Here is a 14,720-nt window from a genome sequence, read left to right as displayed (position 1 = left end):
TGAGGGTCAGTCGGTGCCGAGGCGGTAGAAGCTCCACAGCTCGTGCTCGACCGGGAGCACCTCGAACCGAGTGAACCCGGCTTCGCGGGCCCATCGCTCGACCGTCGGCGCCCGCATCACGGTTCCGTTCGCCTCGTCCTGCCCTTCGGCGATCGTCGCCGGGAGGCAGTGCAGCACGCTGAAGCCGTAGTTGAGGCGCTCGAGGAAGTCGCCGTCGGGCGTGAACTCGTCGGCGACCTTCTCGTCGCCGATGACGATCGCACCGCCGGGCTCGAGGAGCGACCCGAGCGCCCGGAGCGCCCGGACGGGTCCGTTCATGTCGTGCAGCGCCTCGAACACCGTCCCGAGGGCGATCGGTCCCGGCGCGACGCTGCGCAGGGTCTCTGCGTCGCCGGCGTCGGCGCGCACGAACTCGACACGGTCGGCGAGGTCGGTCTCGGCCAGGTTGGCACGGGCTTCTTCGACGGATGCCTCATCGAGATCGATGCCCATCACGTGCGCGAGCGGGTAGGTGCGCGCGAGAGCGAGCGTCGACCAGCCTGTACCGCACCCCGCGTCGACGATCACCGAAGGGGTCGTGCGGAGCCGGTCGTCGAGGTCGGGCGCCGACTGCATCCACTCCCCCAGGGCGAGCGAGAACCCGGGGCGGTTGAGGGATGAGATCGCGTCGCGCACGGCGGCCCCGTACCGGTGGTAGGCGACGCCCTCACCCTTCGCGAAGTCGTCGACGACCGCATCGAACACGTCCGCCATGCCGACCAGGAATGATCCGACGCCCGCCATCGCGTACGGGCTCTCGCTGTCGAGCAGCACCTCGGCGTGCGCGGGCGGCAGGGTGTATCGGCGGCTCTGGGCGTCGCCCTCTTCGGCGACCTCGAGGATGCCGGCGGCAGCCTGCTGCTCGAGCCACTCGCGGGCGTACCGCTCGACGATGCCCGTCTCGCGTGCGAGCTCGCCGACCGTCGCCGAACCGAGTCTCTGAAGGGCCGCGTACAGGCCGCGCCGGACCCCCAGCTCCACGCAGAGCAGCTCCATCGCGGGAACGAGCGATTCGAACAGACGGGCGGAGAACGCCTCGGCGCGAGCCGTGCGAGCCTCGTCCGTGGTCGTGGTCGTCATGATCGTCCTCCTGTCGGGTGTTTTCTGGCCGGAGTGTACGTCTGCGCCGGCTCGCCCGGAAGACCCGCGAGGCGGATGGGGCACGACGCGCTCGACCTCGTGTCCTGTTCCCCCAATAGACTCGGCACACTCCAGAGCGCACACCCGAGAGAATGAGGCCGGCGCACCGTGAAGTGGTTCAGGCGGGCACGCCCGCACGGCGCTGTCTTCACGGCCGTCGCCGTCGTCGCGGCGCTGGTCACCGGAACGGTCATCGCGCTCCTCGGCGCGCTCGACGCCGCAGCCGACGACGGCGTGCGGCGAGGTCTCGCCACCCGTTCCGGGGCCGACCTGGCCCTGCGGGCGACCCTTCCCCTCGCGGACGACGCGCAGGCGCAGGACGCCGCTGTGCGATCGGCGATCTCTCGCGCGCTCGCCGACGTGTCGGCACCTGTCGAGGTCAGTCGCTCGACTGTGGCCGAGGCCGTCGTCGAGGTGCCCGGGCTGCTCGAGCAGCTCGAGGCGCTCGTGCTCATGGCCGACGACCTCGAGCGCCACACCGACATCGTCGACGGACGGTGGGCGACGGGTGCCGAGGAGCTGACGATGCAGGCGGATGCCGCGGCCGCTCTCGGCCTCGAGGACGGCGACGCCGTGGTCGTCGCCGGCATCCCGATGCGGCTCACCGGCACCTGGCGGGTCACCGATGCACTGGACCCGCGGTGGCTCGGAGACGAGCGGATCACGGCCGGGCGCGGACGTGCGGTCGCCCCGGTCGTGCTCGGCGAGACCGACGAGCGCACGTGGGAGTCGGCGCGCGTGCACTGGACCGCTGCCCCCGATGCGACGAGGGTCACGGCATCCGACCTCACCTCCGTGAAGGAGGGATGGCCGCGCCTGCGCTCCGCGCTGCGTGCCGAGGGCATCGACCCCGCCGCCCTCTCGACGACGGGTGGTTTCACCGACACCGCCGCCGAACTGCGGGCCCAGGTGCAGGGCATGCAGGCGATCGCCCCCGTCGTGCTGCTGCTCGTCGCGACGGCCGCCGCCGTGACCCTCGCCGAGCTCGCACGCCTCGCCGGCGCGAGCCGCGCACCCGAGCTCGCACTCCTGTGGTCGCGCGGTCGCACCGCGACGGCGAACGCGCTCGAGGCGGCCATGCTCGCCGCGGGTGCCGCCCTGCTCGGCGGGATCCTCGGCGCGGGCGTCGCTGTCGCCATCTCGGCGGCCGCGGGGCGCGGCTGGACGATGCCTCTCGTCACCGTGTCGGCGACGGTCGCGGCACTCGCGTTCGTCGCGGCGGCGGGCTTCGGCATCGGAGCAGCGCGTGCGTCGCGCCCGCACGGCAGCGCGGAGGAGAGCAGTGCAGGGCGAGTGAGCCGCCTGGTCGCCCCCGCCGCGGCGGTGCTCCTCACCGTCGCGGCGGCGATCGCGGTGTGGCAGCTGCGGCTGTACGGGTCTCCGATCACGGTGCAGGCGGACGGCGAGGCATCCGTCGACCCCGTCACGGCCTTCGCGCCCGCGCTCGCCCTCGTCGCGATCGTGTTCATCGGGCTCACCGTCCTGCCCGCGGTCATGCGGCTGTTCGAGCGGTTGTCGCGCCGATCGGGGGCGCCGCGCATGCTCGCGGCGCACAACGTGGCGAGGCGCCTCCCGCGCCTCACCGCCTCGATCGTCGTGCTCGGAGTCGCGACGGGTTCGCTCGTCGCGGCCGCCGCGTACCAGGAGACCTGGGCTGAGGGCTTCGCGCGTGTGAGCGCCTTCCGGTCCGGCGCCGACATCCTCGCGACCGCGGCCGGAGGCGGGTTCCAGCCGCCGCAGCTCGAGGCACTCGACGGAGAGCCGTCCATCGCCGACGTCTTCCCCGTCCAACGGGCGCGGCTGCAGGTTCGCGACGGGTCCGCCGCCCTGGTCGCGGCACCGCCCGTGGCCCTCCCCACGCTCGTCGCACCGGTGAAGGACGCGATCGACGCCGACGCGCTCGCCGCGGCGCTGCCCGTCGAGGCTCCGGGCGTCCTGATCCCGGAGGGGGCGGACGCCGTCGTGCTCGAAGCCTCCACGCGGGACCTCGCGGTCGATCCCGTCGTCACGATGCTCGTGCTCGACAGCGCCGGGGGGCTCACGCGCGTGACAGCCGACGTGTCGGGCACCGGCGATCCCGCGGCCGGACGAACGCTGACGATCACGTCGTCCGTGCCGCCGTCAGCGCGCGACGGTCGCGGTCAGGTCCTCGCGTTCGACGTCGACCTCGCGGACGACGCGATCACGTCCGAGGGGGCTCGCTTCGTCCCCACCCGGTGGGCGGACTCGGGCGGACAGCCGCTCTCCGCCTTCACGGAACGGCAATGGTCGCCGCGAGGTGGCGAGATGGTGATCGTCGCGCCTCTCCCCCTCGCGGAGGGAGGGTTCGGAGCCGCACCCGGCGTCATGAACGTACGCCTGATGCCCGACACGGAGCTCGACGCGGGACTGTACCGCCCGCCGATCGCGGTCACACGGGCGCTCGCGGATCGCTACGACCTCGCTGTGGGCGACACGTTCTCGTTCGCGGTCGAGCGGTCATACGCGCGCATCGACGGCGAGGTCGTCGCTATCGTTCCGGCCGTCCCGTCGGCCGGCGACGAGGCTGCCGTCCTCATCGACCTCGCGGTGCTGCAGGTCGACGCCGTGCTCACGACCGAGTTCCCCCGTGCGCCGAACGCCCTGTGGATCCAGCAAGGCGGGGCGGATGCCGCCGCCGACGTCCGCCGCGCGCTGCCGCCCAACACCGGCCTGAGCTACGCCGACGACTCGGCCGAGCGCGCCGTCGTCGGCTCCGCCGCCCTCGCGGTGTGGGCAGCCGCCGCCCTGTGCTGCCTGCTCGCCCTCGTCACCCTCGCCGCCGTTGCCAGCGCCGAGCACCGCACGCGGATGCCCGAGATCGGGCTCCTGCGCGCCCTCGGCCTCCGCGCGCGGGCGCAGGCGTCGAGCCGGCGCGACGAGTGGACCGCGGTGCTCGCGTGCGCCATCGTGATCGGACTCGTGGCCGGGCTGGCGGTCGGCGCACTGACCGTTCCCCAGCTCGCCAGTGCCGCCATCCCGGGCGTCGACCTCGGCCTCGGCACGCCGCTGCGGATCGACCTGACGGGGCTCGCGATCGCCCTTGTGGCCCTCGTGCTCGTGTGCGCGGCATCCGTCATGTGGATCTCGGCGACCGTCGCACGCGACGCGCGCACCGTCCGAGGAGCGGAGGGCCTGCGATGAGCGCGCCGTCCCGGTACAGCACGATCGGCCTGCTCCTGCGGCACGCGCGGCGCGGACTGGTGGCGTCGCTGCTCATGGCAGCTCTCGTGGCGGTGTCGGTCTTCGCGGTCTCCGCCGCGCCGCGGGCCGTGGCACAGCTCGGCACCGAGGAGGTGCGGCGGACCGTTGCCGCGACCCCGCCGATCGTGCGCGACCTGCGCGGCGTCGGTCGGCTCGGGCTGCCCGTCGGATTGGCGGGCACCCCCGCTCCGCGGCTCGTCGCACCGACCGACGGCGCCATCGGGCTCTTCCTGGACGATCTGCCCGAACCCGTGGCGTCGATGGCCGGTGATCCGCACTGGGTCGCGAGCACTCCGTCGGCGGATGCGCTGCGGATGGACGGCGAACCCGGCACCCGATTCATCGTGCGCTTGGCGACGGATCCGCTCTGGCTCGAACAGGTTCGCATCGTGTCGGGCGACGCCCCTGCGCCGTGGGCGGGCGATGAGAACGAGGCATCCGATCAGCCGCCGATCGACATCGCGGTCTCGACGGCCACCGCCTCCGAGTCTGGCCTCACGGTGGGCGATCTCCTCGAGTACGGCCTCCTCGAGCTGCGGGTCGCGGGGCTCTACGAGCCGATCGACGAGGCGGATGCCTATTGGGCGCAGTTCTCAGACCTGGCGGCCCCGCTCGTCGAACGCGAGCCCGGGTCGACGCCGACCGTGCGCGCGTCGGTGTTCGTCGACCCCGGCTCCCTCGGCGGGCTCACGACCAGCGTCCCCGACGGGTCGCTCGTCGCATGGATCCCGCTCGACGGGTCGCCGCTCACCGCCGCGAACGCAGCGACGGTCGCGGCGCAGCTGCGCGCCGCGGTCGCCGCCGACATCGCCCTCCCCTACGGCGGACACCTCGCGTTCGGCACGGCGCTCGCCGACGAGCTCGACGAGGCGATGGGCCGCACGGCCACGGTCGCGGGACTGCTGGCGCTCGGAGCATCCGGACTCCTCGGGGTCCTGCTCGCCGTCTTCGCCCTCGGAGTCGGATCGATCGTCGACCGACGCCGTCCGGTTCTCGCGCTCGCGCGCGCCCGCGGCGCGAGCGGACCGGAGGTGCGCGCCGCGATGGCGCTCGAGGGGCTCGCCATCGCTGTGCCCGCCACCGCACTGGGGATCGCGGCGGCTGCGGCGGCGATCCCCGAGCCGGTCGGGGCGGATGCGTGGGCGCTGCCCATCGCGGTCGGCCTCGCCGTGCCGTTGCTGTTCGCGCTGCTCTCGGGACCGCGTCCCTTCCGCGCGGAGCGAGAGGACGCGCGGGCAGGCGACCGCCGCACGCGCACGATCGCGGAACTCGGGGTGGTGGGCCTCGCCGTGGTGTCGATCGCCCTCCTCGCTCGTCGCGGCATCGACCCCCCGACCGACGCGGGAGGCGTCGACCCGTTGATCCTGCTCGCACCGCTCCTCATCGCGGCGGCGTTGTGCATCGGTGCGCTGCGGCTGTATCCGATCCCGCTGCGTCTCGTGCTGGCCAGTCGCCGCGGCCGGGACGGCGCGATCGCACTCCTCGGCTCCGCCCGCGCGGTCCGCTCCCCCGTGTTCGGGTTCGCGGCATCGTTCGCGCTGCTGCTCGGGGTGTCGGTCGTGGTGTTCTCGGCGGTGCTCGGCTCGACGCTGCGCGAGGCGATCGTGTCGGGGACGCGCGACCGCGTGGGCGCCGACGTGCAGGTCTCGGCCGCGGAGCTCGGACAGGACGTGATCGCGGGGATCGCAGAGATCGACGGTGTCGACGACGTGGTGGCGCTCGCGCCTGTGACCGGCGTGCGCGTGCTGGGCGAAGCCGGCACCGCGACCGTCACACTCGTCGCGGCCGACACCGCTGCGCTGCACCGCGTGCGCCCCGACATCCCCGCGATCGACGCTCTGCGCGACGGCGCGGTGCCCGTCGTCGTCTCGAGCGGCGCCCTCGCGCGGGCGGGCGCCGATCCTCGCATCGGAAGCGCCGAGGTCGAGGCGATCGATCAGCTGCCGCCGGAGGCGCTGCCCGGCGGCGCTCGCGCGTGGGCGCTCATCGATGCCCGGTTCGCCGCCGACGTCGGTCGCGCCGACCTCGACACCGAGCGGATTCTCGTGGGGCTCAGCGAAGACGCGGATGCCACGACCGTCGCCGCTGCGATCGAGGAGGCGGTGGCGGCCGCGCAGCCCGATGACCGGCTCGGCACGGTCTCTGTGCTCTCGGCGGACATTCTGGTTGACGAAGCGCGATCCTCACCGCTCACGCGCGGCGTGGAGACGGCCCTCCCGTGGGTGTCCGGGGCTGCGCTGGTGCTCACGCTCATCGGGGTCGCACTCGCCACGGTCGCCGCCTCGGCCAGCCGCGGACGCACGGTGGCGGTCCTGCGGATCCTCGGCGCCGATGCGCGTCAGCAGCGCGGCGTGCTGCTGTGGGAGCTCGCTCCGCCGGTCGCCGCCTCCGTGCTGGTGGGCACGGTGGTCGGCTTCGCGCTCCCCACCGTGCTCGCACGGCTCATCGACTTGCGGCCGTTCGTCGGAGGCATCGTGTCGCCTCCACCGACGATCGATCCCGCCTCGATCGCGTTCGCTCTGGGAGCCGTGCTGCTGTTCGCGCTCGCGGCGGGCGCGGTGGCGTTCGTCGTCGGACGACGCGCATCCGTCGCCACGACGCTCAAGATGGGAGAGAGATGACCGCCCACATCCGCTGCCTCGACCTCGTGCGCATCTACAGCACCGAGGGCGTCGAGGTCCAGGCGCTGCAGGGACTCACGCTGACGGTGGAGCGCGGCGAGCTCACCGCGATCGTCGGCGCATCCGGCTCGGGCAAGTCCACGCTCCTCGGGATCCTGTCGGGGCACGACAAGCCGACGGCCGGGTCCGCGCATGTCGCGGGGCACGATCTCCTGACGATGTCGACCCGGGAGCGCACGGAGTACCGTCGGCACACGGTCGGCTTCGTGTGGCAGCAGGCGGCGAGGAACCTCGTCCCGTACCTCACCGCGGGCGAGAACATCGCGATGGCCCTCGCGATCGGCCACACGCCGCGCAGCACTCGGAAGGAGCGCGCAGGTGCGCTCCTCGATCTGATGGGGATCGGTCGACTGCGCGACCGCCGACCGCCCGAGATGTCGGGCGGCGAGCAGCAGCGCGTGGCGATCGCGGTCGCGCTCGCGAACGAACCGGAAGTGCTGTTCGCGGATGAACCGACCGGCGAGCTCGACGAGGCGAACTCGCAGCTCGTGTTCTCGTCGCTCCGCGACGTCAATGAACAGCTCGCCACGACGATCCTCATCGTGACGCACGACGAAGGCGTGTCGGCGCAGGTCCGCCGCACGGTGCAGATCCGCGACGGACGGCTCTCCACCGAAGTGCACCGCCGTCAGGCGATCGACGAGCACGGCCAGGAACGGGTGCACGCGCAGGAGTACGCGGTGCTCGATCGTGTCGGAAGACTCCAGCTTCCGGCCGACTACCTGCGCGCGCTCGACATGCGCGATCTCGTACGCCTCGAGCTCGAGACGGACCACGTCGCGGTCCACCCGACGGTGCCGCCGGATGCAGAGACCGGTGACACCCGCGAGGAGCAGCGATGACCGCCGATGTCATCGTCCGGTGCGAGCAGCTCACGAAGACGTACGGCCGCGGTGCGGGCAGGGTCCATGCGGTGCGGGAGGCGTCGCTGACGCTCCGTGCGGGCGAGGTCGTCGTGCTGCGCGGGCCCTCCGGTTCCGGCAAGACGACCCTGCTGAACCTCATCGGGTCGCTCGACACCCCCAACTCCGGCCGCATCTGGATCGGCGACCGCGAGGTCACGGGTGCCGACGAGCAGCAACTCGTCCGACTCCGGCGACACGACCTCGGATTCGTCTTCCAGACGTTCGCTCTCCTCCCTGTGCTGTCGGCACGCGAGAACGTCGACCTGCCCCTGAGACTCGCCGGCGTGCGCCGCCCGGAGCGTGAACGACGCGTAAGCGAGCTACTCGACGCCGTCGGCCTATCCGCGCACGCCGAGCAGCGCCCTCCGGAGCTCTCGGGAGGGCAGCAGCAGCGCCTCGGCATCGCCCGCGCATTGGCGACGAGCCCGCGACTGCTCATCGCCGACGAGCCCACCGGTCAACTCGACAGCCTCAACGCCGAGGCGATGATGGGGCTCATCGCGGCGATGGTGCACGAACGCGGCATCACCGCGATCGTGTCGACGCACGACCCCCGCATCGCGGCTCACGCCGATCGACTCGTGTCGATCCACGACGGCGTCGTCACGGCGGACTGAGCCCGCGTCAGCGCTCCGCCACGGCAGCGTCCGCGAGCAGACCGAGTTCGACGGCGAACGCCCTCGTGCGATCGGCCATCACCTCGGGCACCTCGGCCACGGCGAAGTGCCCGCCCTCGGCGAGCCGCTCGAACGTGCGCAGGTCACGGTAGTAGCGGCGTGCGAGGGACTCCGGGTAGTCACCCTCGTGCCGCTGGATGTGCACCGTCGCCGGCACCTCGACGGGCGGCATCGCGTCGGGCTGGTCGGCGCCCTCATAATATGGGCGGAACGACGTGCCGATGCTCTGCGTGACCCAGTAGATCATCGCCTCGCTGAGGATGCGGTCGCGTGAGATGCGCCGCTCGACCTCGGCCGGTCGCTCCGTCGGCGTGTCGCTCCACTCGACGAGCTTCTCGGCCAGCCACGCGAGAAGGCCCGCGGGCGAGTCGTTGAGGCCCACGGCCAGCGTGTCGGGGCGCGTCGCCTGAACGTGCCCGTACGCGCCCTCCGTGCCGTGCGCCGCGTCGAGCCGCGCGAAGAACGCACGCTCCTCCGGCGCTGTGAGTGTCGCGCGCTCGTCGCGCGAGGGGAAGTGCGAGTGCGTCACGATGATTCCCTGCACCGCCTCGGGATGCGTCGCCGCGATGAGGTCGTTGACGTTCGCCGACACGTCCTCACCGTAGGTGAGGTAGCGGTCGTACCCGAGCACGTCGGTCATGAGCGTGTGCATCGTGTCGGCGAGGCGCTTCTCGGTGATCGGGCCGTCACGGTACGGCGAGGAGAACGCGAACCCCGGAAAGCTCGGCACGACCACATGGAAGTCGCGCAGCAGGTCGGCGAAGTCGAGCTGAAGTGCGAACGTATGCGGCCACCCGTGCATGACGAGGAGCGCCGGCGCCTCGTCGCGATCCGACCGCAGATGTGCGAAGTGGATCGTGGCGTCGCCGATGTCGACGAGGAACTGCGCGTGCCGGTTGAGCCATTCCTCGCGCGCTCGCCAGTCGAACGCGATCCACGAGGCCACGAGGTCCGCGAGGTAGTCCGCGGTCATGCCCGCTTGGGCGCGGCGCGGCGAGTCGGGCAACGCGCGGAACCGCGAGAGGCGATCGCGCAGATCTTCGAGGACTTCGTCGGCGACGGCGATGCGGAACGGCTGGGGTGTCTGCATCCGTCCACGCTACGGAGTGCCACCGACACCGTCGGCGACCACCCGGCCGGGCGTCAGGCGCTCTTGCGCGCCTGACGCAGCACGAGCGTCGGCGGGGCGCCCTGCTCGACCGAGCCACGCGTGATGACGACCTTGTCGACGTCGTCGGTCGAGGGGATCTCGAACATGATCGGGCCGAGCACGTCTTCGAGGATCGCACGCAGACCGCGCGCGCCGGTCTTGCGCTCGACCGCGAGGTCGGCGATCGCCTCGAGGGCCTCGGTCTCGAACTCGAGCGTCACGCCGTCGAGCTCGAACATGCGCTGGTACTGCTTGACGAGCGCGTTCTTCGGCTCGGTCAGGATCTCCATGAGCGCCTGCCGGTCGAGCGGCGACACGGATGCCACCACCGGAAGGCGGCCGATGAACTCGGGAATCAGACCGTACTTGTGGAGGTCTTCGGGACGAACCTCGCTGTAGAGGTTGAGGTCTTCGCCCTTGTTGTGCAGCTCGGCGCCGAATCCGATGCCGTGCTTGCCGACGCGCGACGAGATGATGTCTTCGAGCCCCGCGAACGCACCCGCGACGATGAACAGCACGTTCGTCGTGTCGATCTGGATGAACTCCTGGTGCGGGTGCTTGCGGCCGCCCTGGGGCGGCACCGACGCGACCGTGCCCTCGAGGATCTTCAGGAGCGCCTGCTGCACGCCCTCGCCCGAAACGTCGCGTGTGATCGACGGGTTCTCGGCCTTGCGAGCGATCTTGTCGACCTCGTCGATGTAGATGATCCCGGTCTCGGCGCGCTTCGTGTCGAAGTCGGCCGCCTGGATGAGCTTCAGCAGGATGTTCTCGACGTCTTCGCCGACATAGCCGGCCTCGGTCAGCGCGGTGGCGTCGGCGACGGCAAACGGCACGTTGAGGCGCTTCGCGAGCGTCTGAGCGAGGTAGGTCTTGCCGCATCCGGTCGGGCCGATGAGCAGGATGTTGCTCTTCGCGATCTCGACCTCGTCGGCGCGCTGCTCGGCCGGCTGGAGCGTGCCGTGCGCACGGATGCGCTTGTAGTGGTTGTAGACGGCGACCGACAGCGCGCGCTTCGCGTCTTCCTGCCCGACGACGTACTCCTCGAGGAACGCGTAGATCTCACGGGGCTTGGGGAGGTCGAAGTCCGCGACCGCGCCCTGACCGGACTCGGCCATGCGCTCTTCGATGATCTCGTTGCACAGTTCGACGCACTCGTCGCAGATGTAGACACCGGGTCCCGCGATGAGCTGCTGCACCTGCTTCTGGCTCTTTCCGCAGAAGGAGCACTTGAACAGGTCGGCGCTCTCACCGATGCGTGCCATCAGGCTCCTCCTCGTGGGCCGGCGGGTGCATTCCCGTGGACGTGTTCGAGCCTAACGGGTGACGGCGACAAGCGGATGGATTGCGACGCGGAATCCGGGTGCTGCGATCCGCTCGTCCGCTGAGAGCGAAAGCCTCCGCCGCCCCCGGACCGTCACGAGAACTCCCGCGCCCCGCCACCCTTTCGGGCGACGGGGCGCGGGCGAGGCATCCGCGGAGGCTTCGCCTACTTCGTGAGCGCGGGCTGCGCCCGCTTGCGCGACGTGAGCACCTGGTCGACGAGGCCGTAGTCGACGGCGTCCTCGGCCGACAGGATCTTGTCGCGGTCGATGTCCTTGTTTATCTGCTCGACCGAGCGGTTGGAGTGCTTCGCGAGCGTCTCCTCGAGCCACGTGCGCATGCGCATGATCTCGGCCGCCTGGATCTCGATGTCGGAGGCCTGCCCGTGGCCGGCCTCGCCCATCGCGGGCTGGTGGATGAGGATGCGCGAGTTCGGCAGCGCGAGGCGCTTGCCCGGCGTGCCGGCGGCGAGCAGCACGGCCGCCGCGGACGCGGCCTGACCGAGGACGACGGTCTGGATCTGCGGCGCGATGTATTGCATCGTGTCGTAGATCGCCGTCATCGCCGTGAACGAGCCGCCCGGCGAGTTGATGTACATGATGATGTCGCGGTCGGGGTCCTGCGACTCGAGAACGAGCAGCTGCGCCATCACGTCGTCGGCCGACGCGTCGTCGACCTGCACGCCGAGGAAGATCACGCGGTCCTCGAACAGCTTGTTGTACGGGTCCTGGCGCTTGTAGCCGTAGGCGGTGCGCTCCTCGAACTGCGGCAGGATGTAGCGGCTGTTCGGGACCTGCAGGCCCTGCGGAAGGCCGGCGCCGAAGGTGGGGGTGTGCATTGCGATGTCTCTCTCTTTCGCCCTCGGTGCCGTCAGTTCGCGGTTCCGCCGCCGCCGGACACGTCCACGGCGTGCTCGCGGATGTGGTCGACGAAGCCGTACTCGAGCGCTTCCTCGGCCGAGAACCAGCGGTCGCGGTCGCCGTCGGCGTTGATCTGCTCGACGGTCTTGCCGGTCTGCGCGGCGGTGATCTCGGCGAGACGACGCTTCATGTCGAGGATGAGCTGCGCCTGCGTCTGGATGTCGCTCGCGGTTCCGCCGAAGCCGCCGTGCGGCTGGTGCAGCAGCACGCGCGCGTTCGGGGTGATGTAGCGCTTGCCCTTCGTGCCGCTCGTGAGAAGCAGCTGGCCCATCGATGCCGCCATGCCGATGCCCACGGTCACGATGTCGTTCGGGACGAACTGCATCGTGTCGTAGATCGCCATGCCGGCCGTGATCGAGCCACCGGGCGAGTTGATGTAGAGGTAGATGTCCTTCTGCGAGTCCTCGGCCGCGAGGAGGAGGATCTTCGCGCAGATCTCGTTCGCGTTGTCGTCACGCACCTCCGAGCCGAGCCAGATGATGCGGTCCTTCAGCAGCCTGTCGAAGACACTCGTCGCGACAAGGGGTTCAGCGGCCATGTGTGCTCCTGATTCCGTTCGTGGCATCGAATCTACCGGCGCGTCGCGTGCGACCCGCCCGTGTTCGCCGTGGGCAGATCAGGGCGCGTCCGCCCCCAGCTCGTCGACGTAGGCGAGAACGGATCGCCGGTACCGCGACAGATGCGGAGCGAGTGCGCGCAGCGCGACGGATGCCGCCTCCCGGTCGCGTCCTACAGACACGAGCGCCAGCGCGAGGAACGCGGCGGCCTCGTCTCGAAGGGGCGAAGGCGGCTCGCGGTCGAGCTCGGCGCGGAGCATCCGGATCGCCTCGTCGGTCCTGCCGAGGTTGCGCAGCGTGCTCGCGAGCTGGATGACCGCCTGAGGGCGGTGCTCGTCGTCGAGTCCCGCCTCGAGCGCCGCGCGGTACAGCGGCTCGGCCTCGGCCTCGAGTCCTGCCGAGTCGCGTGCACCGGCACGCTCGAAGAGGGCCCGGGCGTCGCCGTCGGGGCGCTCCGCGGCCAGCGCGTCGATGCGCTCGACGACCTCCTCGTCGGAAAGGGTCTCGTCGGCCCACACCGCGGCGACGCGGTCGTCCCACGTGTCGGTCATGATGGTTCCTCTCGAAAGACGAACGGGGGACGGATGCCGCAGCACCCGTCCCCCGTTTCACATCGCCGTGCGGCGATCACTCCTTGTCGGCCGCGGCCTTCTTCTTGGCGGGCGCCTTCTTGGCCGCAGCCTTCTTCGCCGGCTTCTCGGCGGCCTCGGCCTCCTCGGTCTCGATGACGGCGTCGGCCTCGGCCGCGGCATCCGCGATCTCCTCGGCCTCTTCGACGACCTCTTCCTCGGCCTCAGCCTCGTCTTCGGTGGCGACGAAACCGGTCAGGTCGACCGGAGCGCCGGTCGTGTCGACGACGGTGACCTTGCCGAGCGCGACCGCGAGGGCCTTGTTGCGCGCGACCTCGCCGACGATCGCGGGCAGCTGGTTGTTCTGCTGCAGCGCGTTGACGAAGTCCTGCGGCGACATGCCGTACTGCGCGGACGACTGGATGAGGTACTGCGTGAGCTCGTCCTGCGACACCTGCACGTTGAACTTCTCGGCGATCGCGTCGAGCAGCATCTGCGTCTTGAACTGCTTCTCGCTCGCCTCGGTCACCTCGGCGCGGTGCACGTCGTCTTCGAGACGACCCTCGGCCTCGAGGTGGTTGTGGACCTCGTCCTCGACGAGCTGCGCCGGGACGGGGATGTCGACCTGCTCGAGCAGACGCTCGACGAGCTTGTCGCGAGCCTGCGAGCCCTGCGTGAACGCGGACTGCTGGCTCACGCGCTCCTTGAGGCTGTCACGCAGCTCGGCGATCGTGTCGAACTCGCTCGCGATCTGCGCGAAGTCGTCGTCGGCCTCGGGCAGCTCGCGCTCCTTGACGCTCTTGACCGTGACCGTGACCTCGGCCTCCTCGCCGGCGTGGTCGCCTCCGATGAGCTTCGAGCGGAACGTCGTCTCCTCGCCGGCGGTGAGCGACTCGACGGCCTCGTCGATGCCCTCGAGCAGCTCACCCGAACCGACCTCGTACGACACGCCGTCGGCGCGGTCGATCTCGGTGCCGTCGATCGTCGCGACGAGGTCGAGCTCGACGAAGTCGCCCGTGGCGGCGGGACGGTCGACCGTCACGAGCGTGCCGAAGCGCGCACGCAGGCGGTCGAGCTCCTCGTCGATCGCGGCCTCGTCGACCTCGGCGGCGTCGACCTCGATCGTGGTGCCCTCGAGCTCGGGGAGCTCGAAGTCGGGGCGGACGTCGACCTCGACGTCGACGAGCAGGTCGCCCGAGAAGTCCTTCTCGTTCGGCCACTCGACGATGTCGGCGCTGGGACGACCGAGCACGCGCACGCCCTGTTCGGCGACCGCGTCACGGTAGAACTTGTCGAGACCCTCGCTCACGGCGTGCTCGAGGACGGCGGCACGGCCGATGCGCTGGTCGATGATGGGGGCGGGCACCTTGCCCTTGCGGAAGCCGGGGATCTGCACGTCCTGTGCGATGTGCTCGTACGCGTGAGCGATGCTCGGCTTGAGCTCTTCGGGGGTGACCGTGATGCGGAGCTTCACCCGCGTCGGGCTGAGCTTCTCGACGGTGCTCGTGACCATGCCTGTTCGTTCTCCTCGTGTGGTCCG

The 14,720-nt window shown here is 71.1% G+C and carries 11 protein-coding genes; 4 read left to right on the top strand and 7 right to left on the bottom strand.

The features are described 5' to 3' along the window. Positions 1-6 precede the first annotated feature (6 nt). A complete protein-coding gene (locus VFF97_RS14410) occupies positions 7-1,119 on the bottom strand; it encodes a class I SAM-dependent methyltransferase (RefSeq protein WP_325034187.1) in 1,113 nt (370 codons plus the stop codon). Between the two features lie 168 nt (positions 1,120-1,287). On the opposite strand from VFF97_RS14410, the gene VFF97_RS14405 reads away from it, so the two are divergent. From VFF97_RS14405 to VFF97_RS14390, 4 genes are read left to right on the top strand one after another with little or no spacing between them, the layout of a single operon-like run. Then, a complete protein-coding gene (locus VFF97_RS14405; RefSeq protein ID WP_325034186.1) occupies positions 1,288-4,341 on the top strand; it encodes an FtsX-like permease family protein in 3,054 nt (1,017 codons plus the stop codon). Continuing rightward, complete coding sequence (locus VFF97_RS14400; RefSeq protein WP_325034185.1) at positions 4,338-7,022, top strand: ABC transporter permease; 2,685 nt, start codon at positions 4,338-4,340, stop codon at positions 7,020-7,022. The genes VFF97_RS14405 and VFF97_RS14400 overlap by 4 nt, the downstream gene beginning before the upstream one ends. Next, positions 7,019-7,924, top strand: a complete 906-nt coding sequence (locus tag VFF97_RS14395; protein ID WP_325034184.1) for an ABC transporter ATP-binding protein — start codon at positions 7,019-7,021, stop codon at positions 7,922-7,924. Before VFF97_RS14400 ends, VFF97_RS14395 begins: the two co-directional genes overlap by 4 nt. Continuing rightward, positions 7,921-8,604, top strand: coding sequence for an ABC transporter ATP-binding protein (locus VFF97_RS14390; RefSeq protein WP_325034183.1), 684 nt, complete (start codon positions 7,921-7,923; stop codon positions 8,602-8,604). Before VFF97_RS14395 ends, VFF97_RS14390 begins: the two co-directional genes overlap by 4 nt. 7 nt (positions 8,605-8,611) lie before the next feature. Here VFF97_RS14390 and VFF97_RS14385 read toward each other — a convergent pair whose 3' ends face one another. The 6 genes from VFF97_RS14385 to tig all read right to left on the bottom strand — a co-directional run bounded on the left by VFF97_RS14385 (position 8,612) and on the right by tig (position 14,693). Continuing rightward, positions 8,612-9,754: an epoxide hydrolase gene (locus VFF97_RS14385; protein ID WP_325034182.1), complete on the bottom strand. Its 1,143-nt coding sequence runs from the start codon at positions 9,752-9,754 to the stop codon at positions 8,612-8,614. A 53-nt stretch (positions 9,755-9,807) separates the two neighbouring features. Then, positions 9,808-11,076 (bottom strand): ATP-dependent Clp protease ATP-binding subunit ClpX, encoded by a 1,269-nt coding sequence (clpX, locus tag VFF97_RS14380; protein ID WP_325034181.1) that lies wholly within the window; start codon positions 11,074-11,076, stop codon positions 9,808-9,810. Positions 11,077-11,300: 224 nt separating this feature from the next. Next, positions 11,301-11,972 carry an ATP-dependent Clp protease proteolytic subunit gene (locus tag VFF97_RS14375; protein ID WP_325034180.1) on the bottom strand — a complete coding sequence of 224 codons (672 nt, stop codon included), beginning with the start codon at positions 11,970-11,972 and terminating at the stop codon, positions 11,301-11,303. 32 nt (positions 11,973-12,004) lie between these two features. After that, positions 12,005-12,592: an ATP-dependent Clp protease proteolytic subunit gene (locus VFF97_RS14370; protein WP_179490004.1), complete on the bottom strand. Its 588-nt coding sequence runs from the start codon at positions 12,590-12,592 to the stop codon at positions 12,005-12,007. A gap of 78 nt (positions 12,593-12,670) precedes the next feature. Beyond that, positions 12,671-13,162, bottom strand: a complete 492-nt coding sequence (locus VFF97_RS14365) for a tetratricopeptide repeat protein (protein ID WP_325034179.1) — start codon at positions 13,160-13,162, stop codon at positions 12,671-12,673. A 76-nt stretch (positions 13,163-13,238) separates the two neighbouring features. Further along, positions 13,239-14,693: a trigger factor gene (tig, locus tag VFF97_RS14360; protein WP_325034178.1), complete on the bottom strand. Its 1,455-nt coding sequence runs from the start codon at positions 14,691-14,693 to the stop codon at positions 13,239-13,241. Between the last annotated feature and the right edge of the window lie 27 nt (positions 14,694-14,720).

This window comes from Microbacterium sp., from assembly GCF_035687345.1.
Lineage (GTDB): Bacteria > Actinomycetota > Actinomycetes > Actinomycetales > Microbacteriaceae > Microbacterium.
This window is presented reverse-complemented; position numbering and strand designations above follow the sequence as displayed.